Raw genomic sequence first — 16,521 nt, forward strand, 5'->3', positions numbered from 1 at the left:
GAGCGGACGCGATGACCCTGCCCAGCCGGCTGCAGCTGCCGCCCGGCCATTGGCCGACCCTGCTGGACGGCCTGTGCGCACGCTTTCCGCGCATCGACCGCAGCCAGTGGCAGGACCGGTTCGCGCGCGGACGGGTACAGGATGCGCAGGGCAGGGCGCTGGCGGCGGACCAGCCGTGGCAGGTGGGGCTGGAAATCCTGTATTTCCGCGAGGTCAGCCACGAGCCGCGCATTCCGTTCAACGAGACGATCCTCTACCAGGACGAGCATCTGCTGGTGGTCGACAAGCCGCACTTCCTGCCGGTGACCCCGGCGGGTGCCCATGTCCGCGAAACCCTGCTGGCGCGGCTGGTGGCGCGGACCGGCAACACGCAGCTGGCACCGCTGCACCGCCTGGACCGGCTCACCGCTGGGCTGGTCCTGTTCTCGCTGCGACCGGAGTCGCGCGATGCCTACCAGCGCCTGTTCCGCGAGCGCCGTATCGACAAGACCTACGAGGCGCTGGCCCCGGCACTGCCGGCGCTGGACTTCCCGTTCGAGCGCCACAGTCGCATCGGCCCGGCACAACCGTTCTTCCGCATGGGCGAAATGGAGGGCGAGCCGAATGCGAGTACCCGCATCGAGGTGATCGACGCGACAGGTCCGGTCTGGCGCTACCGCCTGCAGCCGAGAACCGGTCGCAAGCACCAGCTGCGCGTGCACATGGCGGCGCTGGGCGCGCCCATCATCGGAGACGACCTGTATCCGCAGCTGCGTCCGGCCGCGAGCGGGGCGCAGGCGCCGCTGCAACTGCTGGCGCGGGCGTTGTCCTTCGACGATCCCCTGAATGGGGAACGGCGGGTGTTCAGCAGCCAGCGTCAGCTGGGCCCGGAGCTGGGCCCAGCGGTGGCGTGAGCCGGGCCCCGCCTCATCGCGCCACGTGGATGCGGGCCAACCAGCGGTCCAGCGCGCTGCCGAACGCCTGGCGGTCGCGCGCATGCAGGGGAGGCGGGCCCCCGGTCTGGACGCCGGCGCCGCGCAGCTCTTCCATGAAATTGCGTACCGACAGGCGCTGGGCGATGGTGTCGGCGGTGAACAGCTCCCCGCGCGGATGCAGGGCCAGCGCGCCTCGTTCGAGCACCAGCGCGGCCAATGGAATGTCCTGGGTGACAACCAGATCGCCGGCGGCGACCCGTTCGACGATGGCGCTGTCAGCCACGTCCAGGCCCTGCGGCACCTGGAGGGAGCGGATCCAGCGCGAGGGCGGGGTGCGGATCCACTGGTTGGCGACCAGGGTCAACTCCAGGCCGACCCGCTCGGCGGCCCGGAACAGGATGTCGCGGATGACAACGGGGCAGGCGTCTGCGTCCACCCAGATGCGGGGACGGGGCAGTTCAGCCGGGGTTTCAGCTTCAGTCATTTACCCAGTGTAGGGTAGGAAAAACCTGAATGGGTCCCCGGGTCCGGGCCCGACCGACTGCCAGCCCTTGCCACGCCTAGCGGGGGCGGGGTGGCGATGAATGCCGGGGCTATCGCTTTTTGGGGAAAACACGCGTATCGTGCGACCCACTGTGTTTGCTAGGGTCACCGTGAATCGTGGCCTGGTGCAGTTGATCTCACGATCCACTCATCGATCCGCTTTACCAACGCCTGCAACTCAGTCTCGGCCCCGATACCCGGTGGCTGCGATTTTTTTCAACATGTGTTTCAGGAGTTAGTAAATATGTCTGAACGTCAGACCGGCACCGTCAAGTGGTTCAACGACGCCAAGGGCTTCGGCTTCATCACCCCGGAAAGCGGCCCGGACCTGTTCGTGCACTTCCGCGCCATCCAGGGCACCGGCTTCAAGACCCTGCAGGAAGGCCAGAAGGTCACCTTCATCGCCGTCCAGGGCCAGAAGGGTATGCAGGCTGACCAGGTGCAGGCGGTCTAATCCGTCTGCTGCCCTCGGGTAGCCAGAACGCCGGAAGCGCAAGCTTCCGGCGTTTTTTTTTGCGTCGGCGGGAGCAGGCACGGATCGAATCCACAGGCGCATGCGTGCAGGCGCGTTACGATGCTTGCACCCCTCTGGAGTCCTTTCATGCGCATCGTCCATCACCTCGAGAATTCCCGTTCGCTGCGCGTGCTGTGGATGCTGGAGGAGCTGGGGCTGGACTACGAACTGCGCCGTTACCCGCGCGACCCCAGAACGCTGCTGGCACCGCCGGCACTGCGCCAGGTACATCCGCTGGGGAAATCACCGGTGCTGCAGGACGGTGAGCAGGTGCTGGCCGAATCCGGCGCCATTCTTGATTACCTGGCTGACCGCTACGACACGCAGCGGCAGGTGTCGCCGTCGCCGATACCGGCCGAAGGTGCCGAGCGCATGGCCTATCGCTACTGGCTGCACTACGCCGAAGGCTCGGCGATGCCGCCGCTGCTGCTGACGCTGGTGATGAGCCGCATCCGCAACGCGCCGGTGCCGTTCTTCGTGCGCCCGATCGCCCGCAGCATCGCCGACAAGGCCGAGCAGAGCTTCGTCGGCCCGCAGCGCCGCCTGCACCTGGACTGGATGGAGCGCCGCCTGGCCGAGAGCCCGTGGTTCGCGGGTGAGCGTTTCACCGCGGCCGATATCCAGATGAGCTTCCCGATCCAGGCCGCAGCGGCGCGCGGAGGCGGACTGGACGACAAGCCGGCGCTGCGCGCGTTTCTCCAGCGCATCGGTGAACGCCCGGCCTACCAGCGCGCTGAAGCGCACGGCGGATCGCTGCAGGCGCTGCGCGGCGATTGAGGTCGGCGGCGTCCATCCCCATGTCAGGGCCATGGACAGCCCCTTCCCGCGATTCGACAACCGTCTGCTGACCGTCCTGCCGGGCGACCCGGAAGCCGGGCCCCGCCGGCGTGAAGTCCGAGAGGCGGCCTGGTCGTCGGTGATGCCGACGCCTGTCGCCGCGCCGACCCTGCTGGCCTGGTCGCCGGAGGTCGCCGCTCTGCTCGGCATCGATGTGGCTGAAGTGTCGAGCGGCACGTTTGCCCAGGTATTCGCTGGCAACGCGTTGTATCCGGGCATGCAGCCGTGGGCCGCCAATTACGGCGGGCACCAGTTCGGTCACTGGGCGGGCCAGCTTGGCGATGGGCGGGCGATCTCGCTGGGCGAGCTGGTTGCGCCGGATGGCCGGCACTGGGAACTGCAGCTGAAGGGTGCAGGCCCGACCCCGTACTCCCGTGGCGCCGACGGTCGCGCGGTGCTGCGCTCGTCGATCCGTGAATTCCTGTGCAGTGAGGCCATGCACCACCTCGGTGTACCGACCACGCGTGCGCTGTCGCTGGTCGGTACCGGCGAGCACGTGGTGCGCGACATGTTCTATGACGGCCGTCCGCGAGCCGAGCCCGGCGCGATCGTATGCCGTGTGTCGCCCTCGTTCCTGCGTTTCGGTTCGTTCGAACTGCCGGCCTCGCGCGGTGAGACGTCACTGCTGCAGCAACTGGTGGATGCCTGCATCGCCCGTGATTTCCCCGAACTGGCGGGGCAGGGTGAGGCGCTGTACGGTGACTGGTTCGCGCAGATCGCGGTGCGCACCGCCGAGATGGTCGCGCACTGGATGCGTGTCGGTTTCGTGCATGGGGTAATGAACACCGACAACCTTTCCGTGCTCGGCCTCACTCTCGACTATGGCCCCTATGGCTGGGTCGAGGACTTCGATCCGGACTGGACCCCGAACACGACTGACGCACAGGGCCGTCGCTACCGCTTCGGAACGCAGCCGCAGGTGGCGTACTGGAATCTGGGGCGGCTTGCGCAGGCGCTGTCGCCCTTGTTTGCCGACGTCGCGCCGTTGCAGGCGGGCCTTGCTGCCTATCAGGCCACCTTTGCCGCCTGCACGCGTCGCGATGCGGCGGCCAAGCTTGGCCTGGCAGCTGCCGATGATGCCGATCTGCAGCTCTACCAGCGCTGGCAGCAGCTGCTGCAGGACGGTGGCATGGACATGACCCTGTCCTGGCGCGCCTTGATGCGGATCGATCCGGCATCGCCCGATCCGGCGGCACTGGCTGAGGTCTATTACGACCGGGAGCGGCAGGAGGCCGTGCAGGTGCCGCTGCGGCAGTGGCTGCAGGACTACGCCGCGCGATTGCGGGCGGATCCTCTTCCGGCCGCCGAGCGCCTGGCGAAGATGGGCGCGGCCAATCCGCTGTACGTGCTGCGCAACTGGCTGGCGCAGGAAGCGATCGACCGTGCGGAACAAGGGGACATGGGCGGCGTACACGCCTTGCAGGACGTGCTGCGCGATCCGTACACCCAACGCGCCGGACGTGAGCATTTCGCCAGCAGGCGCCCGGCCTGGGCCGACGACCGCGCCGGCTGCTCGATGCTGTCCTGCAGTTCCTGACCGGTGCTACGGCGCAGCCGTGCGCTTTGCCTGGCAAGTGCCAGTGCAGCCTTCCCTACAACGATGGTCGTACCCATTCAGTGCGATATTCGCACGCGTAGTCGATTACCGCACTTGAATGGTGCAGTGCGATAAACCTAATTTCACTTCCGCAGATTCAAAGCAGTCCAAGCGATCCACCCCTGGCGGGGCGAGGGCAGCACCCGACCCGGTGCTGAAGCCAGGTGCAGGGGAAGACCGCAGGATTTCCCTTCACCTGTGCGGAGTGATCGCATGCGCCGTCGCTTGTCCATTGTTTCTCTGTTCCTGCTCGCCCAGTTGCCGACCCTGGCGTTGGCCTACCAGGCCGAACCGCCGCGCGGGCCCCTGCAGGTGCTGCGCGTGGACCGCTACGCCGACGACACCCGTCCCGGCTCCCTGCGCTGGGCGATCACCACCGCCAACACCGCGCCGGGTCGCTATCGCATCGAGATCGACGCGGTGGGTACCGCGCCCCATGTGATCAAGCCGACCTCGCCGCTGCCGGAGATCAAGGGGCCGGTGCAGATCATCGGCACGTCCTGGGGCCGCGATGGCCAGTTCGTCGCCATCGACGGTTCGGCCTACGTCACCGGCACCGGCACCGACGCCTGTCCGGGCGCCGAACCGGGCCAGTCGGGCACCAACGTGCGCACCACCACGCTGCCGGGGCTGGTCCTGCGGGATACCCAAGGCGTTGAACTGGCCGGTCTGGAGATCCGCAATTTCTGCATCGGTGTGCTGGTCAACCGCTCCAGCCACAACGAGATCCACGACAACCGCATCGTCGCCAACAAGGGCGGCGCCGGCATCATGCTCACCGGGGACGACGGCACAGGGCAGTCCACTGCCACCACCACCGTGCACAACCGCATCGTGCGCAATGAATTCCTCGACAACGGCGATGGACTTGAGCTGACCCGTGGCGCGGCCTGGAACCTGGTGGCCGACAACCTGTTCCAGTCCACCCAGGCCAACCCGGAACCGTCGCAGGGCATCGAAATCCTCTGGGGCAACGACAACAGCGTGGTACACAACCGCTTCGTCGATTACTCCGATGGCCTGCAGATCAACTGGGGCAACCGCAACTACATCGCCGCCAACACCTTCACCGGCAATTCGCTGGGCCTGAGCATCACCGGCAGCGGCAACGTGGTCGATGGCAACATCATCACCGGCAATGGCATCGGCATCGGCGTGCGCCCGCAGCCGGTCAGTGCGCCGAACCGCTTCACCGCCAACCGCATCTTCGGCAACGGCCTGCCGATCGAGCGCTGCGAGGCGGGCGGCGCCTGCGTGAAGGGCCAACCGCGCGGCGCCATCGTGTTCGGCGTGCCGGGCCTGGAACACGCCAGCTTCGTCGGTTCACGTGGTCGTGGTGTCGACAATGATCCGTCCAAGCGTGCGCGCATCTGCTCCGCTGCCGGCCAGACCGACTGCCAGCCGCTGCCGAACCTGGGCCAGGCGGCGCCGCAGCTGACTGGCGTGCAGGGCGAGGGTACGCAGCGCCAGTTGATCGGTCGTTTCCAGGGCACGCCCGACAGCCGTTACCAGGTCGAAGTGTTCGGTAACCGCGCCGCCAGCAGCAGCGAGGCCGAGTGGGTGCTGGGCAGCGTGCAGGCGCGCACCGATGCGCAGGGGCAGGGCCGTTTCACCTTCCCGCTCGGCGCCGCGGCAGATGCTGCGGCTGCCGGCAGCCTGACCGCCACGGTCACCTCGGCGCAGGGCGCCACCTCCCCCCTGAGCGCGCCGCTGTCGCTGCGCTGATCATCTCCACGAGACCGCGATCATGAATCTTGCGAAACCCGTTTCCCTGGCCGTCCTGGCCACCGCGCTGCTGCCCTGCATCGCCAGCGCGCAGTCGAGCAACCGCTACGAAGGCAGGACCCTCACTGGCGACTGGGGCGGCACCCGCACCGATCTGTTCGAGCGTGGCATCGCCTTCCGCGGCGACTACGTGGGTGAAGCCATGGGCGTGGTCGATGGAGGCTACGGCGAAACCGGTGCGCGCTATGCGCAGCAGGTGCGCGTTGGCGTGGACCTGGACATGGGCACGCTGGCCGGCTGGAACGGCGGTGCCTTCCACTTCACCCTCAACGACCGTCGCGGCCGCAGCACCTCGGTGGACTTCGTCGGCAACCGCTTCCCCATCCAGGAAGCGTACGGCGGCCAGTACACGCGGCTGACCGAACTGAGCTACGACCAGACCTTCAACGCGGGGCAGTCGTACTACAAGCTGGGCTATTACGCGATGGGCAACCAGTTCGGCCTGCACAGCCTGCTGACCCACTTCGTCAATGCGGCGTTCTGCGCGCACCCGCTGGCGATGTCGGGCAACAGCGGCTGGTACAACTACCCCGTGGCACGCTGGGGCGGTGAGTTCGCCCAGCAGGTCAGCCCGGCCGTCAACGTTCGCACCGGCTGGTTCCAGGTGAATCCGAACCTGGGTGGCAACATCGAACGCAACGCGTTCCGTCCGCTCGCTTCCGGTACCACCGGTTCGCTGTTCCCGGTGGAAGTGACCTGGACCCCGTCCAAGGGCAGCCGCTACGCGGGCGTCTACAAGTTCGGCGGTTACTACGACACCTCACGCGTGGACAAGCGCGGTCTGGATGCTTCGCCGACGACCGGGCGCCACGGCGCCTACGTGCTCGCCGAGCAGCGTCTGACCCGGGAATCGGCCGATCCCAGCCGCGGCCTGACTGCGTTCGCGCAGTACATGGTGTCCGACACCGACACCGCGCAGATCAAACGCTGGTATGCGCTGGGCGGGGTTTACCAGGGCATTGGCTCGCGCGCCCAGGACAGCATCGCGCTGGGCTACGTAGGCGCCGACATCAACAACCGGCTGGTCGATGCGCGCCGGGCCACGCTGGCCGCCGGTGGCGTGCCTGGCGATTCGCCGCTGTACAACCTCAGCCAGGCCGAGGAGCTGTTCGAACTGTCCTACAGCGTCCAGGTAAACCCGTGGCTGATGATCCGCCCGGATGTGCAGTACATCGTCAACCCGGGCACGTTCAACTACAGCGGTACCGACAACGCCTGGGCCGTGGGCGTACAGGCCAAGGTGACCTTCTGATGGCCATGCGCTCCTTCCATGCTCTGGTGACCGCCATGAAGTTCCCGCTCGCTCCGGTTGTGCTGGCCGGTGCACTGTGCGCCGTCCCGGCGCTGGCCCTGGCCGCACCGCCGCCGGCGGTACTGCAGGTCGGCCAGTTGCGTATTGGCGAGGGCCATCCCCGCACCATCGTGCCGATCACTGGCGCCACCGCTGACGTGGCCCTGCAGCAGGCGGCGGCCATCGCTGCCAGCAAGGCCACCGACATCGCCGAGTGGCGCATCGACTACCTGGACATCGCCACCGATGGCAAGGCGCTGGTCACGCTGGGCAAGCGCATCCAGGCCACGCTGGGCGGCAAGCCGGTCATCGTGACGTTCCGCACCAAGGCCGAGGGCGGCGCCAAGCCGATCAGCGATGCCGACTACGGCGCGCTCTACGCCACGCTGCTGCGCGGCGGCGTGGCCCAGCTGATCGACGTGGAGATGTTCCGTGATCCGAAGGTGGTGCAGGCGCTGGTGGCGCAGGCGCACAAGGCCGGCGTGAAGGTGGTGATGTCCAACCATGACTTCCACGCAACGCCGCCCCGCGATGAGATCGTCGCGCGCCTGCTCAGGCAGCAGGCGCTGGGTGCGGACGTGCTGAAGATCGCGGTGATGCCGCGCGACGCAGGCGACGTGCTGGCCCTGCTCGATGCCACCTGGCAGGTGCGCCAGCAGAGCGACAGGCCGCTGCTGACCATGTCGATGGGGGGCACCGGTGTGGTCTCGCGCCTGGCTGGTGAAACCTTCGGCCAGGCGCTCACCTTCGGCATGATCGGCACTCCGTCGGCACCGGGCCAGGTCGAAGTCGATCGCCTGCAGGACGTCCTGCAGGTCATCCATGCATCCAGCCAGGCCGGTCGCTGAGACCTTCCCCGCCGGACGTTCCACCGCATCACGCTGTTGCAGGAAACCGCCCCATGAGCCACGCCGCCCACGCACCCTCGCTTGTCCTGGAACGGATGAGTCCCTTCCAGTGGACCGCCATCGCCATCTGCGTGCTGTTGAACATGCTCGATGGCTTCGATGTGATGGTCATGGCCTTTACCGCGCCGCATGTGTCGGCGGACTGGGAGCTGTCGGGCAAGGTGCTGGGGATGATGCTCAGCGCCGGCCTGGTCGGCATGGCGCTGGGCTCGTTCCTGCTGGCGCCGCTGGCCGATCGCTGGGGCCGGCGGCCGATGATCGTGTGCTGCCTGCTGATCCTGACCAGCGGCATGGCGCTGTCGGCGCTGGCTGCCAACGCCTGGCAGCTGGGCGCGCTGCGCGTGTACACCGGCATCGGCATCGGCGGCATGCTGGCCGGCGTGGGCGTGATCACCGCCGAGTACGCCAATGCCAAGTGGCGCAGTACGGCGGTCGCGCTGCAGGCCACCGGCTATCCGATAGGCGCCACCGCCGGCGGTCTGCTGGCGGCGTGGATGCTGGAACACTGGTCCTGGCACAGCGTGTTCCTGATCGGCGCCGCGGCGTCGCTGGTGTGCATTCCGCTGGTGCTCAGGTGCCTGCCCGAATCGCTGGATTTCCTGGTTGCGCGTCGCCCGGCCGATGCGCTGCCGCGCCTGAACGCACTGCTCTCGCGCATGCGCATGCCGCAGCTGAAGGCGCTGCCGCCGGCGCCGCTGCGTGATGGCCAGCGGCAGGGCTATGCGGCGCTGTTCGTGGGTGACCTGCGGCGCGTCGCGCTGCTGATCGCGTTGGCCTTCTTCCTGCACATGTTCGCCTTCTACTTCGTGCTGAGCTGGACGCCGAAGCTGCTGGTCTCTGCCGGTGTCTCCGCCCAGCAGGGCATCACCGGAGGCGTGCTGTTGAATCTGGGCGGCATCGTCGGCGGCAGCCTGTTCGGCTGGCTGGCCTCGCGCTGGTCGCTGTCGAAGCTGACCGCCGGTGCGCTGCTGCTGGCGATGGTGTCGATGCTGGGCTTTGCCGCCTTCAACACGCAGCTGGGCATGGCCTTCCCGTTGGCGTTCGTGATCGGTGCAGCACTGTTCGCCGCGATGGCGGGCCTGTATGCCGCGGCGCCGGTGGTGTTCGCCGCGCAAGTGCGGACCACCGGTCTGGGCTGGGCCATCGGCATCGGCCGCGTTGGTGCGATCCTCTCGCCGCTCACGGTGGGTGTGCTGGTGGATGGCCACTGGCGGCCCTCCGCGTTGTATGTGCTGTGCGCGCTGCCGCTGCTGCTGGCGGCCTGGGCGTGCCTGGGTCTGCGCGTGGGCGTGGGCCGGAACCAGCGTTGAACCGCGAGGGAGTCGTCGACTCAATGTGCGATTATCGAATCATGAGTGCGAATATCGCATTGACCGGACGGAGTGCCATGGCGACCATGTCGAGGCCGTGTTTTCCCTTCGCAGTGGCTCTGAAGCGAGGCGGTGATGACCGCTGGCGCGCAGGGCAAGGAGCAATGCAGTGATCGACAAGACCGTGGCCAGCGTGGAAGCAGCGGTGGCCGATATCCATGATGGCGCCACCGTGATGATCGGCGGCTTTGGCACGGCGGGCATGCCCGACGAGCTGATCGACGCGCTCATCGCACAGGGTGCGCGCGAGCTGTGCATCATCAACAACAACGCCGGCAACGGCGATACCGGCCTGGCCGCGCTGATCAGGCACAAGCGCGTGCGTCGCATCGTCTGCTCGTTTCCGCGCCAGGCCGATTCGCAGCATTTCGACGCCGCCTACCGCGCCGGTGAGATCGAACTGGAGCTGGTGCCGCAGGGCAATCTGGCCGCGCGCATCCACGCGGCGGGTTCCGGCCTGGGCGCGATCTTCACCCCGACCGGCTACGGCACCGAGCTGGCGCAGGGCAAGGAGACGCGTGAGATCGACGGGCGTCACTTCGTGCTTGAGTACCCGCTGCACGCTGATTTCGCGCTGATCAAGGCCGACCGCGGCGACCGTTGGGGCAACCTGGTGTACCGCAAGACCGCACGCAACTTCGGCCCGCTGATGGCGATGGCCGCGCGCTGCGCCATCGTGCAGGTGCGTGAGGTGGTGCCGCTGGGTGAACTGGACCCGGAGGCCGTGGTGACCCCGGGCATCTTCGTGCAGCGCGTGGTGCCGGTGGCCGCAGCGGGGGTGCAGGCATGAACAAGCTCAGCCGCGAACAGATGGCCGCGCGCGTGGCGCGTGACATTCCCGAAGGTGCCTACGTCAACCTGGGCATTGGCCTGCCGACCACGGTGGCCAATTTCCTGCCGGCCGACAAGGAGATCTTCCTGCAGTCGGAGAATGGCCTGCTGGGCATGGGACCGGCGCCGGCGCCTGGCCGGGAGGATCCGGATCTGATCAATGCCGGCAAGCAGCCGGTCACCCTGCTGACCGGGGGCTGCTATTTCCACCATGCCGATTCGTTCGCGATGATGCGTGGCGGCCACCTCGATATCTGCGTGCTGGGTGCCTTCCAGGTCTCGGTGCAGGGCGACCTCGCCAACTGGAGCACCGGGGCCCCCGATGCGATTCCGGCCGTGGGCGGCGCGATGGACCTGGCCATCGGTGCCAAGCAGGTGTTCGTGATGATGGACCTGTTCACCAAGAAGGGCGAGAGCAAGCTGGTGACCGAGTGCAGCTACCCGTTGACCGGGCTGCGCTGCGTGTCGCGCGTGTACACCGATGTGGCGGTGTTCGATCTGGGGGCTGATGGCGCGACCGTGCTGGAGATGGTGGAAGGGATGGATATCGGACAACTGCGTGAACTGACCGGCCTGCCGCTGGCACTGGCCGAGGGAGCCTGAGATGAGCCTGCACGAGACCTACATCGTCGATGGCATCCGTACCCCGATCGGTCGCTATGGTGGTGCGCTGTCCGGCGTGCGCGCCGACGACCTCGGCGCGATTCCGCTGAAGGCACTGCTGGCGCGCCACCCGCAGCTGGATCCGGCGCTGGTCGAGGACGTCTACCTCGGCTGTGCCAACCAGGCCGGCGAAGACAACCGGAACGTTGCGCGCATGAGCCTGCTGCTGGCCGGCCTGCCGGTGACGGTGCCGGGCAGCACGATCAACCGCCTGTGCGGGTCGGGCCTGGATGCGATCGGCACGGTGGCCCGTGGGATCGCCACGGGCGAGCTGGGTCTGGCCATTGCCGGTGGTGTCGAGTCGATGTCACGCGCGCCATTCGTGATGGGCAAGGCGACCTCGCCGTTCGCCCGCGACCAGCAGATTGAAGACACCACCATGGGCTGGCGCTTCATCAACTCCCGCCTGCGCGAGCTGCATGGCGTGGAGACCATGGGCCAGACCGCCGAGAACGTGGCCGAGCGCTACGCCATCAGCCGCGAGGACCAGGATGCGTTCGCGCTGCGCAGCCAGCAACGCACCGCCGCCGCGCAGGCGGGTGGATTCTTCGATGGCGAAATCGAGGCGGTGGAGGTGCCGGGCCGCAGGCGCGGCGAGACCGTGACTGTCGACCGCGATGAACACCCGCGCGGCGATACCACCGCAGACGCTCTGGCCGGACTGAAGCCACTGTTCCGGCAACCCGGAACGGTGACCGCAGGCAATGCCTCGGGCATCAATGATGGTGCCGCGGCGTTGCTGCTGGCGTCCGGTGCGCAGGTCAAGGCGCAGGGCCTCACCCCGCGCGCACGCATTCTCGGCTTTGCCAGCGCCGGCGTGGAGCCGGCAATCATGGGCATGGGCCCGGTGCCGGCCAGCCAGAAGCTGATGACGCGCCTGGGCTTGTCCATCGCCGATTTCGATGCCATTGAGCTGAACGAAGCGTTCGCCTCGCAGAGCCTGGCCTGCATGCGCCAGCTGGGCCTGGCCGATGATGCCGCGCACGTGAACCCCAACGGCGGCGCCATCGCACTGGGGCACCCGCTGGGCATGAGCGGTGCGCGCCTGGCCCTGACCCTGCTGCGCCAGCTGGAAGCCACCGGGGGCCGGCGTGGCCTGGCCACGATGTGCATCGGCGTGGGGCAGGGTGTAGCCCTGGCCATTGAGCGCGTGTGAGCCCCAACGAACCCATGATCTGCACGACAGCCGCGGCCTGCGGGCCGCTCGCCAACAGGAGTACGCCATGAGCGATCCCACTCAACTGCGCGGCTACCGCACGCCGTATCCCGGCAGCCAGCCGCCGCGCATCCACCTGCCGTATGCCTCCACCGCGCTGCGTGGCCCGGGTACCGATCCGATCGCCATCCCGGTGACGCTCTCGGAAGTGACCGGCCCGAGCATCAACCGCATCACCCTGGGTGAGCACGCCGCGGACCTGACCGCAGGTTTCCCCGGCCAGCCGCAGGGCGAGCGCATCATCGTCAGCGGCCGCGTGCTGGACGAGAATGGCCGCCCGGTGCGCAACACCGTGGTCGAGGTATGGCAGTGCAACGCTGCTGGCCGTTACCTGCACAAGGGTGACCAGCACGATGCACCGCTGGATCCCAACTTCAAGGGTACGGGCCAGGTGCTGACCGACAGCGAAGGCCGTTACCGCTTCACCACCATCAAGCCCGGCGCCTACCCGTGGCGTAACCACTACAACGCCTGGCGCCCGGCGCACATCCATTTCTCCCTGCATGGCGATGGCATCGGCCAGCGGCTGGTCACGCAGATGTACTTCCCCAACGACCCACTGCTGGCGTTCGATCCCATCTACAACTGCGTGGACGATGCCAACGCGCGCGAGCGCATGGTGTCCTCGTTCGATTGGGAAACCACTGCCAACGAATTCGCGCTGGGTTACCGCTTCGACATCGTGCTGCGCGGTCGCAAGATGACCGTCTGGGAGTAAGACCATGAGTTTCCAATCCACTCCGTGGCAGACCGTCGGCCCGTACTACCGCCTGGGCCTGGAACCGCTGTACCGCACCGACATCGCCCCGGCCACCGCGCAGGGCGAACGCGTGCACGTGCAGGGCCAGGTGTTCGATGGCAATGGCGTGCCGGTGTCCGATGCCGTGCTGGAAATCTGGCAGGCCGACGCACAGGGCATCTATGCCCACGGCGAAGACCCGCGCCGCGACGACCACGACCCGGCCTTCGATGGCTGGGGCCGCGTGCCGACCGATGAGCAGGGGCGGTTTGCCTTCAGCACCGTCAAGCCGGGCCGCGTGCCGGGCCTGCGTGGCGAGCCGCAGGCACCGCACCTGATCGTGCTGGTGTTCATGCGTGGCCTGCTGCAGGCCGTGCGGGGCCGCATCTACTTCAGCGACGAGGCCAGCAATGGCGAGGACGGCATCCTCGCGCTGGTACCGCCCGAGCGCCGTCACACGCTGGTTGCGCAGGCGCAGGGCAAGGGTCTGTACCGGTGGGACGTGCGCATGCAGGGCCCGGATGAGACGGTCTTCTTCGCCTACTGATCGCGGCGCGCGCGACGCGCCTTCCGGCCACTCCACGCCCGCACGCAGCGGGCGCGGGTAAGCTGTGGCCACCCAGGATGGACTGCACCGATGAGCCTCTCCCCAACGCTGCTGGGCGGTCTGTTCGGCGATTCTGCCGTCGACGCCGTGTTCAGTGATCAAGCGCGCCTGCAGGCGATGCTGGACGTCGAGCGCGCGCTGGCACGCGCGCAGGTGCGGTGCGGGGTGATTCCCGCCACTGCACTGGCCCCGATCGAAGCGGCCTGCCGCGCCGATCTGTATGCGCTGCCGGCGCTGTCGGCCGCCACCGCGATGGCTGGCAACCCGGCCATTCCATTGGTCAAGGCGCTCACTGCGCAGGTCAAGGCGAATGATGCCGAAGCCGCGCGCTGGGTGCACTGGGGTGCCACCAGCCAGGACATCATCGACACCGGCGCCGTATTGCAGCTGCGCACGGCGGTCGGTCACGTGCAGGCGCGACTGCAGGTGCTGTGCACGGCGTTGGCGCGGCTGGCCGAGGCCGAGCGCGGCACCGGTCTGCCGGGACGCACGCTGCTGCAGCAGGCCGTGCCGGTAACCTTCGGGTTGAAGGCCGCCGGTTGGCTTGATGCCCTGCAGCGCAGCCAGCGGCGCCTGGATGCACTGGCCGAAGACACCCTGGTGCTGCAGTTCGGTGGCGCCGCGGGCACGCTGGCCTCGCTGCAGACGCGCGGGTTGGACGTGGCCGAAGCCCTGGCTGCCGAGTTGCAGCTGCCGCTGCCGGCGCTGCCCTGGCACACCGCACGTGATCGTATCGCCGAACTGGGCAGCGTGTTCGCGCTGCTGACCGGCAGCCTCGGCAAGATCGCCAGCGATATCGTGCTGCTGATGCAATCCGAGGTGGCGGAGGCCTTCGAGCCGGCCGGGGAGGGCAAGGGGGGCTCCTCGGCGATGCCGCACAAGCGCAATCCGGTGGGCTGCGTGGCGGCCATCGCCGCCGCCACGCGCGTGCCGGGCCTGCTGTCCACGTTGTTCAGCGCCATGCCGCAGCCGCACGAGCGCGCGGCCGGGCAGTGGCATGCCGAGTGGGAGACCGTGCCGGAGATCGTCCGCCTGTGTGCGGGCAGCCTGGCCCAGGTGGACATGGTGGTGCAGGGCCTGCAACTGGACCGCGCACGCATGCGCCAGCATCTGGACAGCCATGGCGGCCTGCTCTACGCCGAGGCCGTGGCGGTCACCCTGGGCGAGCGTATCGGCAAGTCGGCCGCGCACGCCCTGGTGGAGCTGGCCGCGAAGCAGGCGCTGGCGCAATCGCAGCATCTGCGCGACGTGCTGGCGCAGACGCCGGAGGTCACCTCGCAGCTTTCCGCTGCACAACTGGATGCCCTGTTCGCTGCCGACAGCTGGCGCGGCATGGCCGATACCTGGATCGACCGCGTGCTCGCGCGCGGCTGATCCCACGTTCACCGCTGGAGCACGCATGCCCTTCCTCGACCTTCCGCAGCACCGCCTGCATTACCAGACCGAGGGCCGTGCCGACGCGCCATGGCTGACGTTCTGCAATTCGCTCGGTACCGACCTGGGCATGTGGCAGCCGCAGGTGGATGCGCTGGCCTCGCAGTATCGAATCCTGCGTTATGACCGTCGGGGCCACGGCCAGTCCAGCGCTCCGCCCGGCTTGTACACCGTGGCCGAACTGGGCGCCGACGTGCTGGCCCTGTGGGATCACGTGGGCGTCGAGCGCAGCCATTTCTGCGGTCTTTCGATCGGTGGTCTGACCGGGCAGTGGCTGGGCGTGCATGCGGGCAACCGGCTGCGCACGCTCACCGTGGCCGCCACCGCGGCGAAGATCGGCACGCTGGAGAGCTGGCAGGCGCGTATGGCCCAGGTCCAGCACGATGGCTTGTTGCCCCTCGTGGATGGCACCCGCGAACGCTGGTTCACCGCTGCCTTCGCACAGACCCATGCCAGCCATGTGGAAGAGATCCTGCAGGTATTCCTGGCGACCCGCGTCGACGGTTACGTCGGCTGCTGCAACGCGGTGGCAACGGCCGACTTCCGCGATGTGCTGGGCCGCATCGGCGTGCCGCTGCTGGCCATTGCCGGTGATGATGATCCGGTGTGCGTGCCGACCGATCTGCAGGCAATCGCCGAGGGCGTGGCCCATGGCCACTACGCCGCTGTCCCGGGCCGCCACATCTGCAACCTGGAGTCGCCGCAGGCATTCACTTCCGCACTGGCTGCGCATCTTTCCGCGCAGCACTGACCCCCGCATAACAGGTAGACCACGATGGACGAACAGGAACGCTACGAAGCTGGCCTTGCGGTGCGCCGCCAGGTGCTGGGCGAGGCACACGTGGAACGCTCGCTGCAGGCGCGCACCGATTTCACCACCGAATTCCAGGACTTCATCACCCGCACAGCGTGGGGCACGGTGTGGACGCGTGAGGGGCTGCCGCGGCATACGCGCTCGCTGCTGACCATCGTGATGATGGTGGCGCTGGGCCACGACGAGGAGTTCAAGCTGCACATCCGTGCCGCCCGCAACAACGGCGTCACGCCGGAGCAGATCAAGGAAGTGCTGCTGCAGGCTGCGATCTACTGTGGCGTGCCTGCGGCCAACCACGCCTTCGCGCTGGCTAAGCCGATTCTGGAAGAGCAGGCCGCCGAGGGCTGATGCCGGTAGCGCCGGGCGTGGGCCGCGGCGACCCGGGCCCGGTGTGGGAGCGCCCGGCCCGACCCCCCGGGCGGCCACCAATGACCAACCAGGCCCAACCCAGCGCCCCC

17 protein-coding genes are annotated in these 16,521 nt (G+C 68.1%); 16 read left to right on the top strand and 1 reads right to left on the bottom strand.

From position 1 onward, the window contains the following. Window positions 1-11: 11 nt before the first annotated feature. Window positions 12-893: a pseudouridine synthase gene (locus ABE543_RS17455; protein ID WP_346475948.1), complete on the top strand. Its 882-nt coding sequence runs from the start codon at window positions 12-14 to the stop codon at window positions 891-893. A gap of 13 nt (window positions 894-906) precedes the next feature. Here ABE543_RS17455 and ABE543_RS17460 read toward each other — a convergent pair whose 3' ends face one another. Next, window positions 907-1,398 carry a YaiI/YqxD family protein gene (locus tag ABE543_RS17460; RefSeq protein ID WP_346475949.1) on the bottom strand — a complete coding sequence of 164 codons (492 nt, stop codon included), beginning with the start codon at window positions 1,396-1,398 and terminating at the stop codon, window positions 907-909. Between the two features lie 303 nt (window positions 1,399-1,701). Between ABE543_RS17460 and ABE543_RS17465 the strand changes: the two genes are divergently transcribed. From ABE543_RS17465 to pcaC, 15 genes are all read left to right on the top strand, one after another. Further along, entirely contained in the window at window positions 1,702-1,911 is a 210-nt protein-coding gene (locus ABE543_RS17465; RefSeq protein ID WP_005416210.1) for a cold-shock protein, read from the top strand. Between the two features lie 147 nt (window positions 1,912-2,058). Continuing rightward, the gene (locus ABE543_RS17470) at window positions 2,059-2,748 is read left to right on the top strand and encodes a glutathione S-transferase (RefSeq protein WP_065181317.1); all 690 of its coding nucleotides are present in this window, start codon (window positions 2,059-2,061) and stop codon (window positions 2,746-2,748) included. A 31-nt stretch (window positions 2,749-2,779) separates the two neighbouring features. After that, complete coding sequence (locus ABE543_RS17475) at window positions 2,780-4,345, top strand: protein adenylyltransferase SelO (protein ID WP_180876329.1); 1,566 nt, start codon at window positions 2,780-2,782, stop codon at window positions 4,343-4,345. 273 nt (window positions 4,346-4,618) lie between these two features. Next, window positions 4,619-6,130 (top strand): NosD domain-containing protein, encoded by a 1,512-nt coding sequence (locus ABE543_RS17480; protein ID WP_111185622.1) that lies wholly within the window; start codon window positions 4,619-4,621, stop codon window positions 6,128-6,130. Window positions 6,131-6,152: 22 nt separating this feature from the next. Next, window positions 6,153-7,442 (top strand): carbohydrate porin, encoded by a 1,290-nt coding sequence (locus tag ABE543_RS17485; RefSeq protein ID WP_111185624.1) that lies wholly within the window; start codon window positions 6,153-6,155, stop codon window positions 7,440-7,442. Continuing rightward, window positions 7,442-8,329 carry a type I 3-dehydroquinate dehydratase gene (gene aroD / locus ABE543_RS17490; protein ID WP_111185626.1) on the top strand — a complete coding sequence of 296 codons (888 nt, stop codon included), beginning with the start codon at window positions 7,442-7,444 and terminating at the stop codon, window positions 8,327-8,329. The genes ABE543_RS17485 and aroD overlap by 1 nt, the downstream gene beginning before the upstream one ends. 53 nt (window positions 8,330-8,382) lie before the next feature. After that, complete coding sequence (locus ABE543_RS17495) at window positions 8,383-9,699, top strand: MFS transporter (protein WP_181452086.1); 1,317 nt, start codon at window positions 8,383-8,385, stop codon at window positions 9,697-9,699. A gap of 169 nt (window positions 9,700-9,868) precedes the next feature. Beyond that, complete coding sequence (locus ABE543_RS17500; protein ID WP_053517770.1) at window positions 9,869-10,549, top strand: 3-oxoacid CoA-transferase subunit A; 681 nt, start codon at window positions 9,869-9,871, stop codon at window positions 10,547-10,549. Then, window positions 10,546-11,193, top strand: a complete 648-nt coding sequence (locus ABE543_RS17505) for a 3-oxoacid CoA-transferase subunit B (RefSeq protein ID WP_053517768.1) — start codon at window positions 10,546-10,548, stop codon at window positions 11,191-11,193. Before ABE543_RS17500 ends, ABE543_RS17505 begins: the two co-directional genes overlap by 4 nt. 7 nt (window positions 11,194-11,200) lie before the next feature. Then, window positions 11,201-12,409, top strand: coding sequence for a 3-oxoadipyl-CoA thiolase (gene pcaF / locus ABE543_RS17510; protein WP_253118853.1), 1,209 nt, complete (start codon window positions 11,201-11,203; stop codon window positions 12,407-12,409). A gap of 67 nt (window positions 12,410-12,476) precedes the next feature. After that, window positions 12,477-13,187 carry a protocatechuate 3,4-dioxygenase subunit beta gene (pcaH, locus tag ABE543_RS17515; RefSeq protein WP_164152933.1) on the top strand — a complete coding sequence of 237 codons (711 nt, stop codon included), beginning with the start codon at window positions 12,477-12,479 and terminating at the stop codon, window positions 13,185-13,187. Window positions 13,188-13,191: 4 nt separating this feature from the next. Further along, window positions 13,192-13,755, top strand: a complete 564-nt coding sequence (gene pcaG / locus ABE543_RS17520) for a protocatechuate 3,4-dioxygenase subunit alpha (protein ID WP_053517766.1) — start codon at window positions 13,192-13,194, stop codon at window positions 13,753-13,755. A gap of 90 nt (window positions 13,756-13,845) precedes the next feature. Then, complete coding sequence (locus tag ABE543_RS17525) at window positions 13,846-15,189, top strand: 3-carboxy-cis,cis-muconate cycloisomerase (protein WP_346475950.1); 1,344 nt, start codon at window positions 13,846-13,848, stop codon at window positions 15,187-15,189. 25 nt (window positions 15,190-15,214) lie between these two features. Further along, window positions 15,215-16,000, top strand: a complete 786-nt coding sequence (gene pcaD / locus ABE543_RS17530; RefSeq protein ID WP_262218405.1) for a 3-oxoadipate enol-lactonase — start codon at window positions 15,215-15,217, stop codon at window positions 15,998-16,000. A 24-nt stretch (window positions 16,001-16,024) separates the two neighbouring features. Beyond that, window positions 16,025-16,411 (top strand): 4-carboxymuconolactone decarboxylase, encoded by a 387-nt coding sequence (pcaC, locus tag ABE543_RS17535; RefSeq protein WP_065181323.1) that lies wholly within the window; start codon window positions 16,025-16,027, stop codon window positions 16,409-16,411. Window positions 16,412-16,521 lie beyond the last annotated feature (110 nt).

This window comes from Stenotrophomonas sp. TWI169, from assembly GCF_039674705.1.
Taxonomy (GTDB): Bacteria; Pseudomonadota; Gammaproteobacteria; order Xanthomonadales; family Xanthomonadaceae; genus Stenotrophomonas; species Stenotrophomonas maltophilia_P.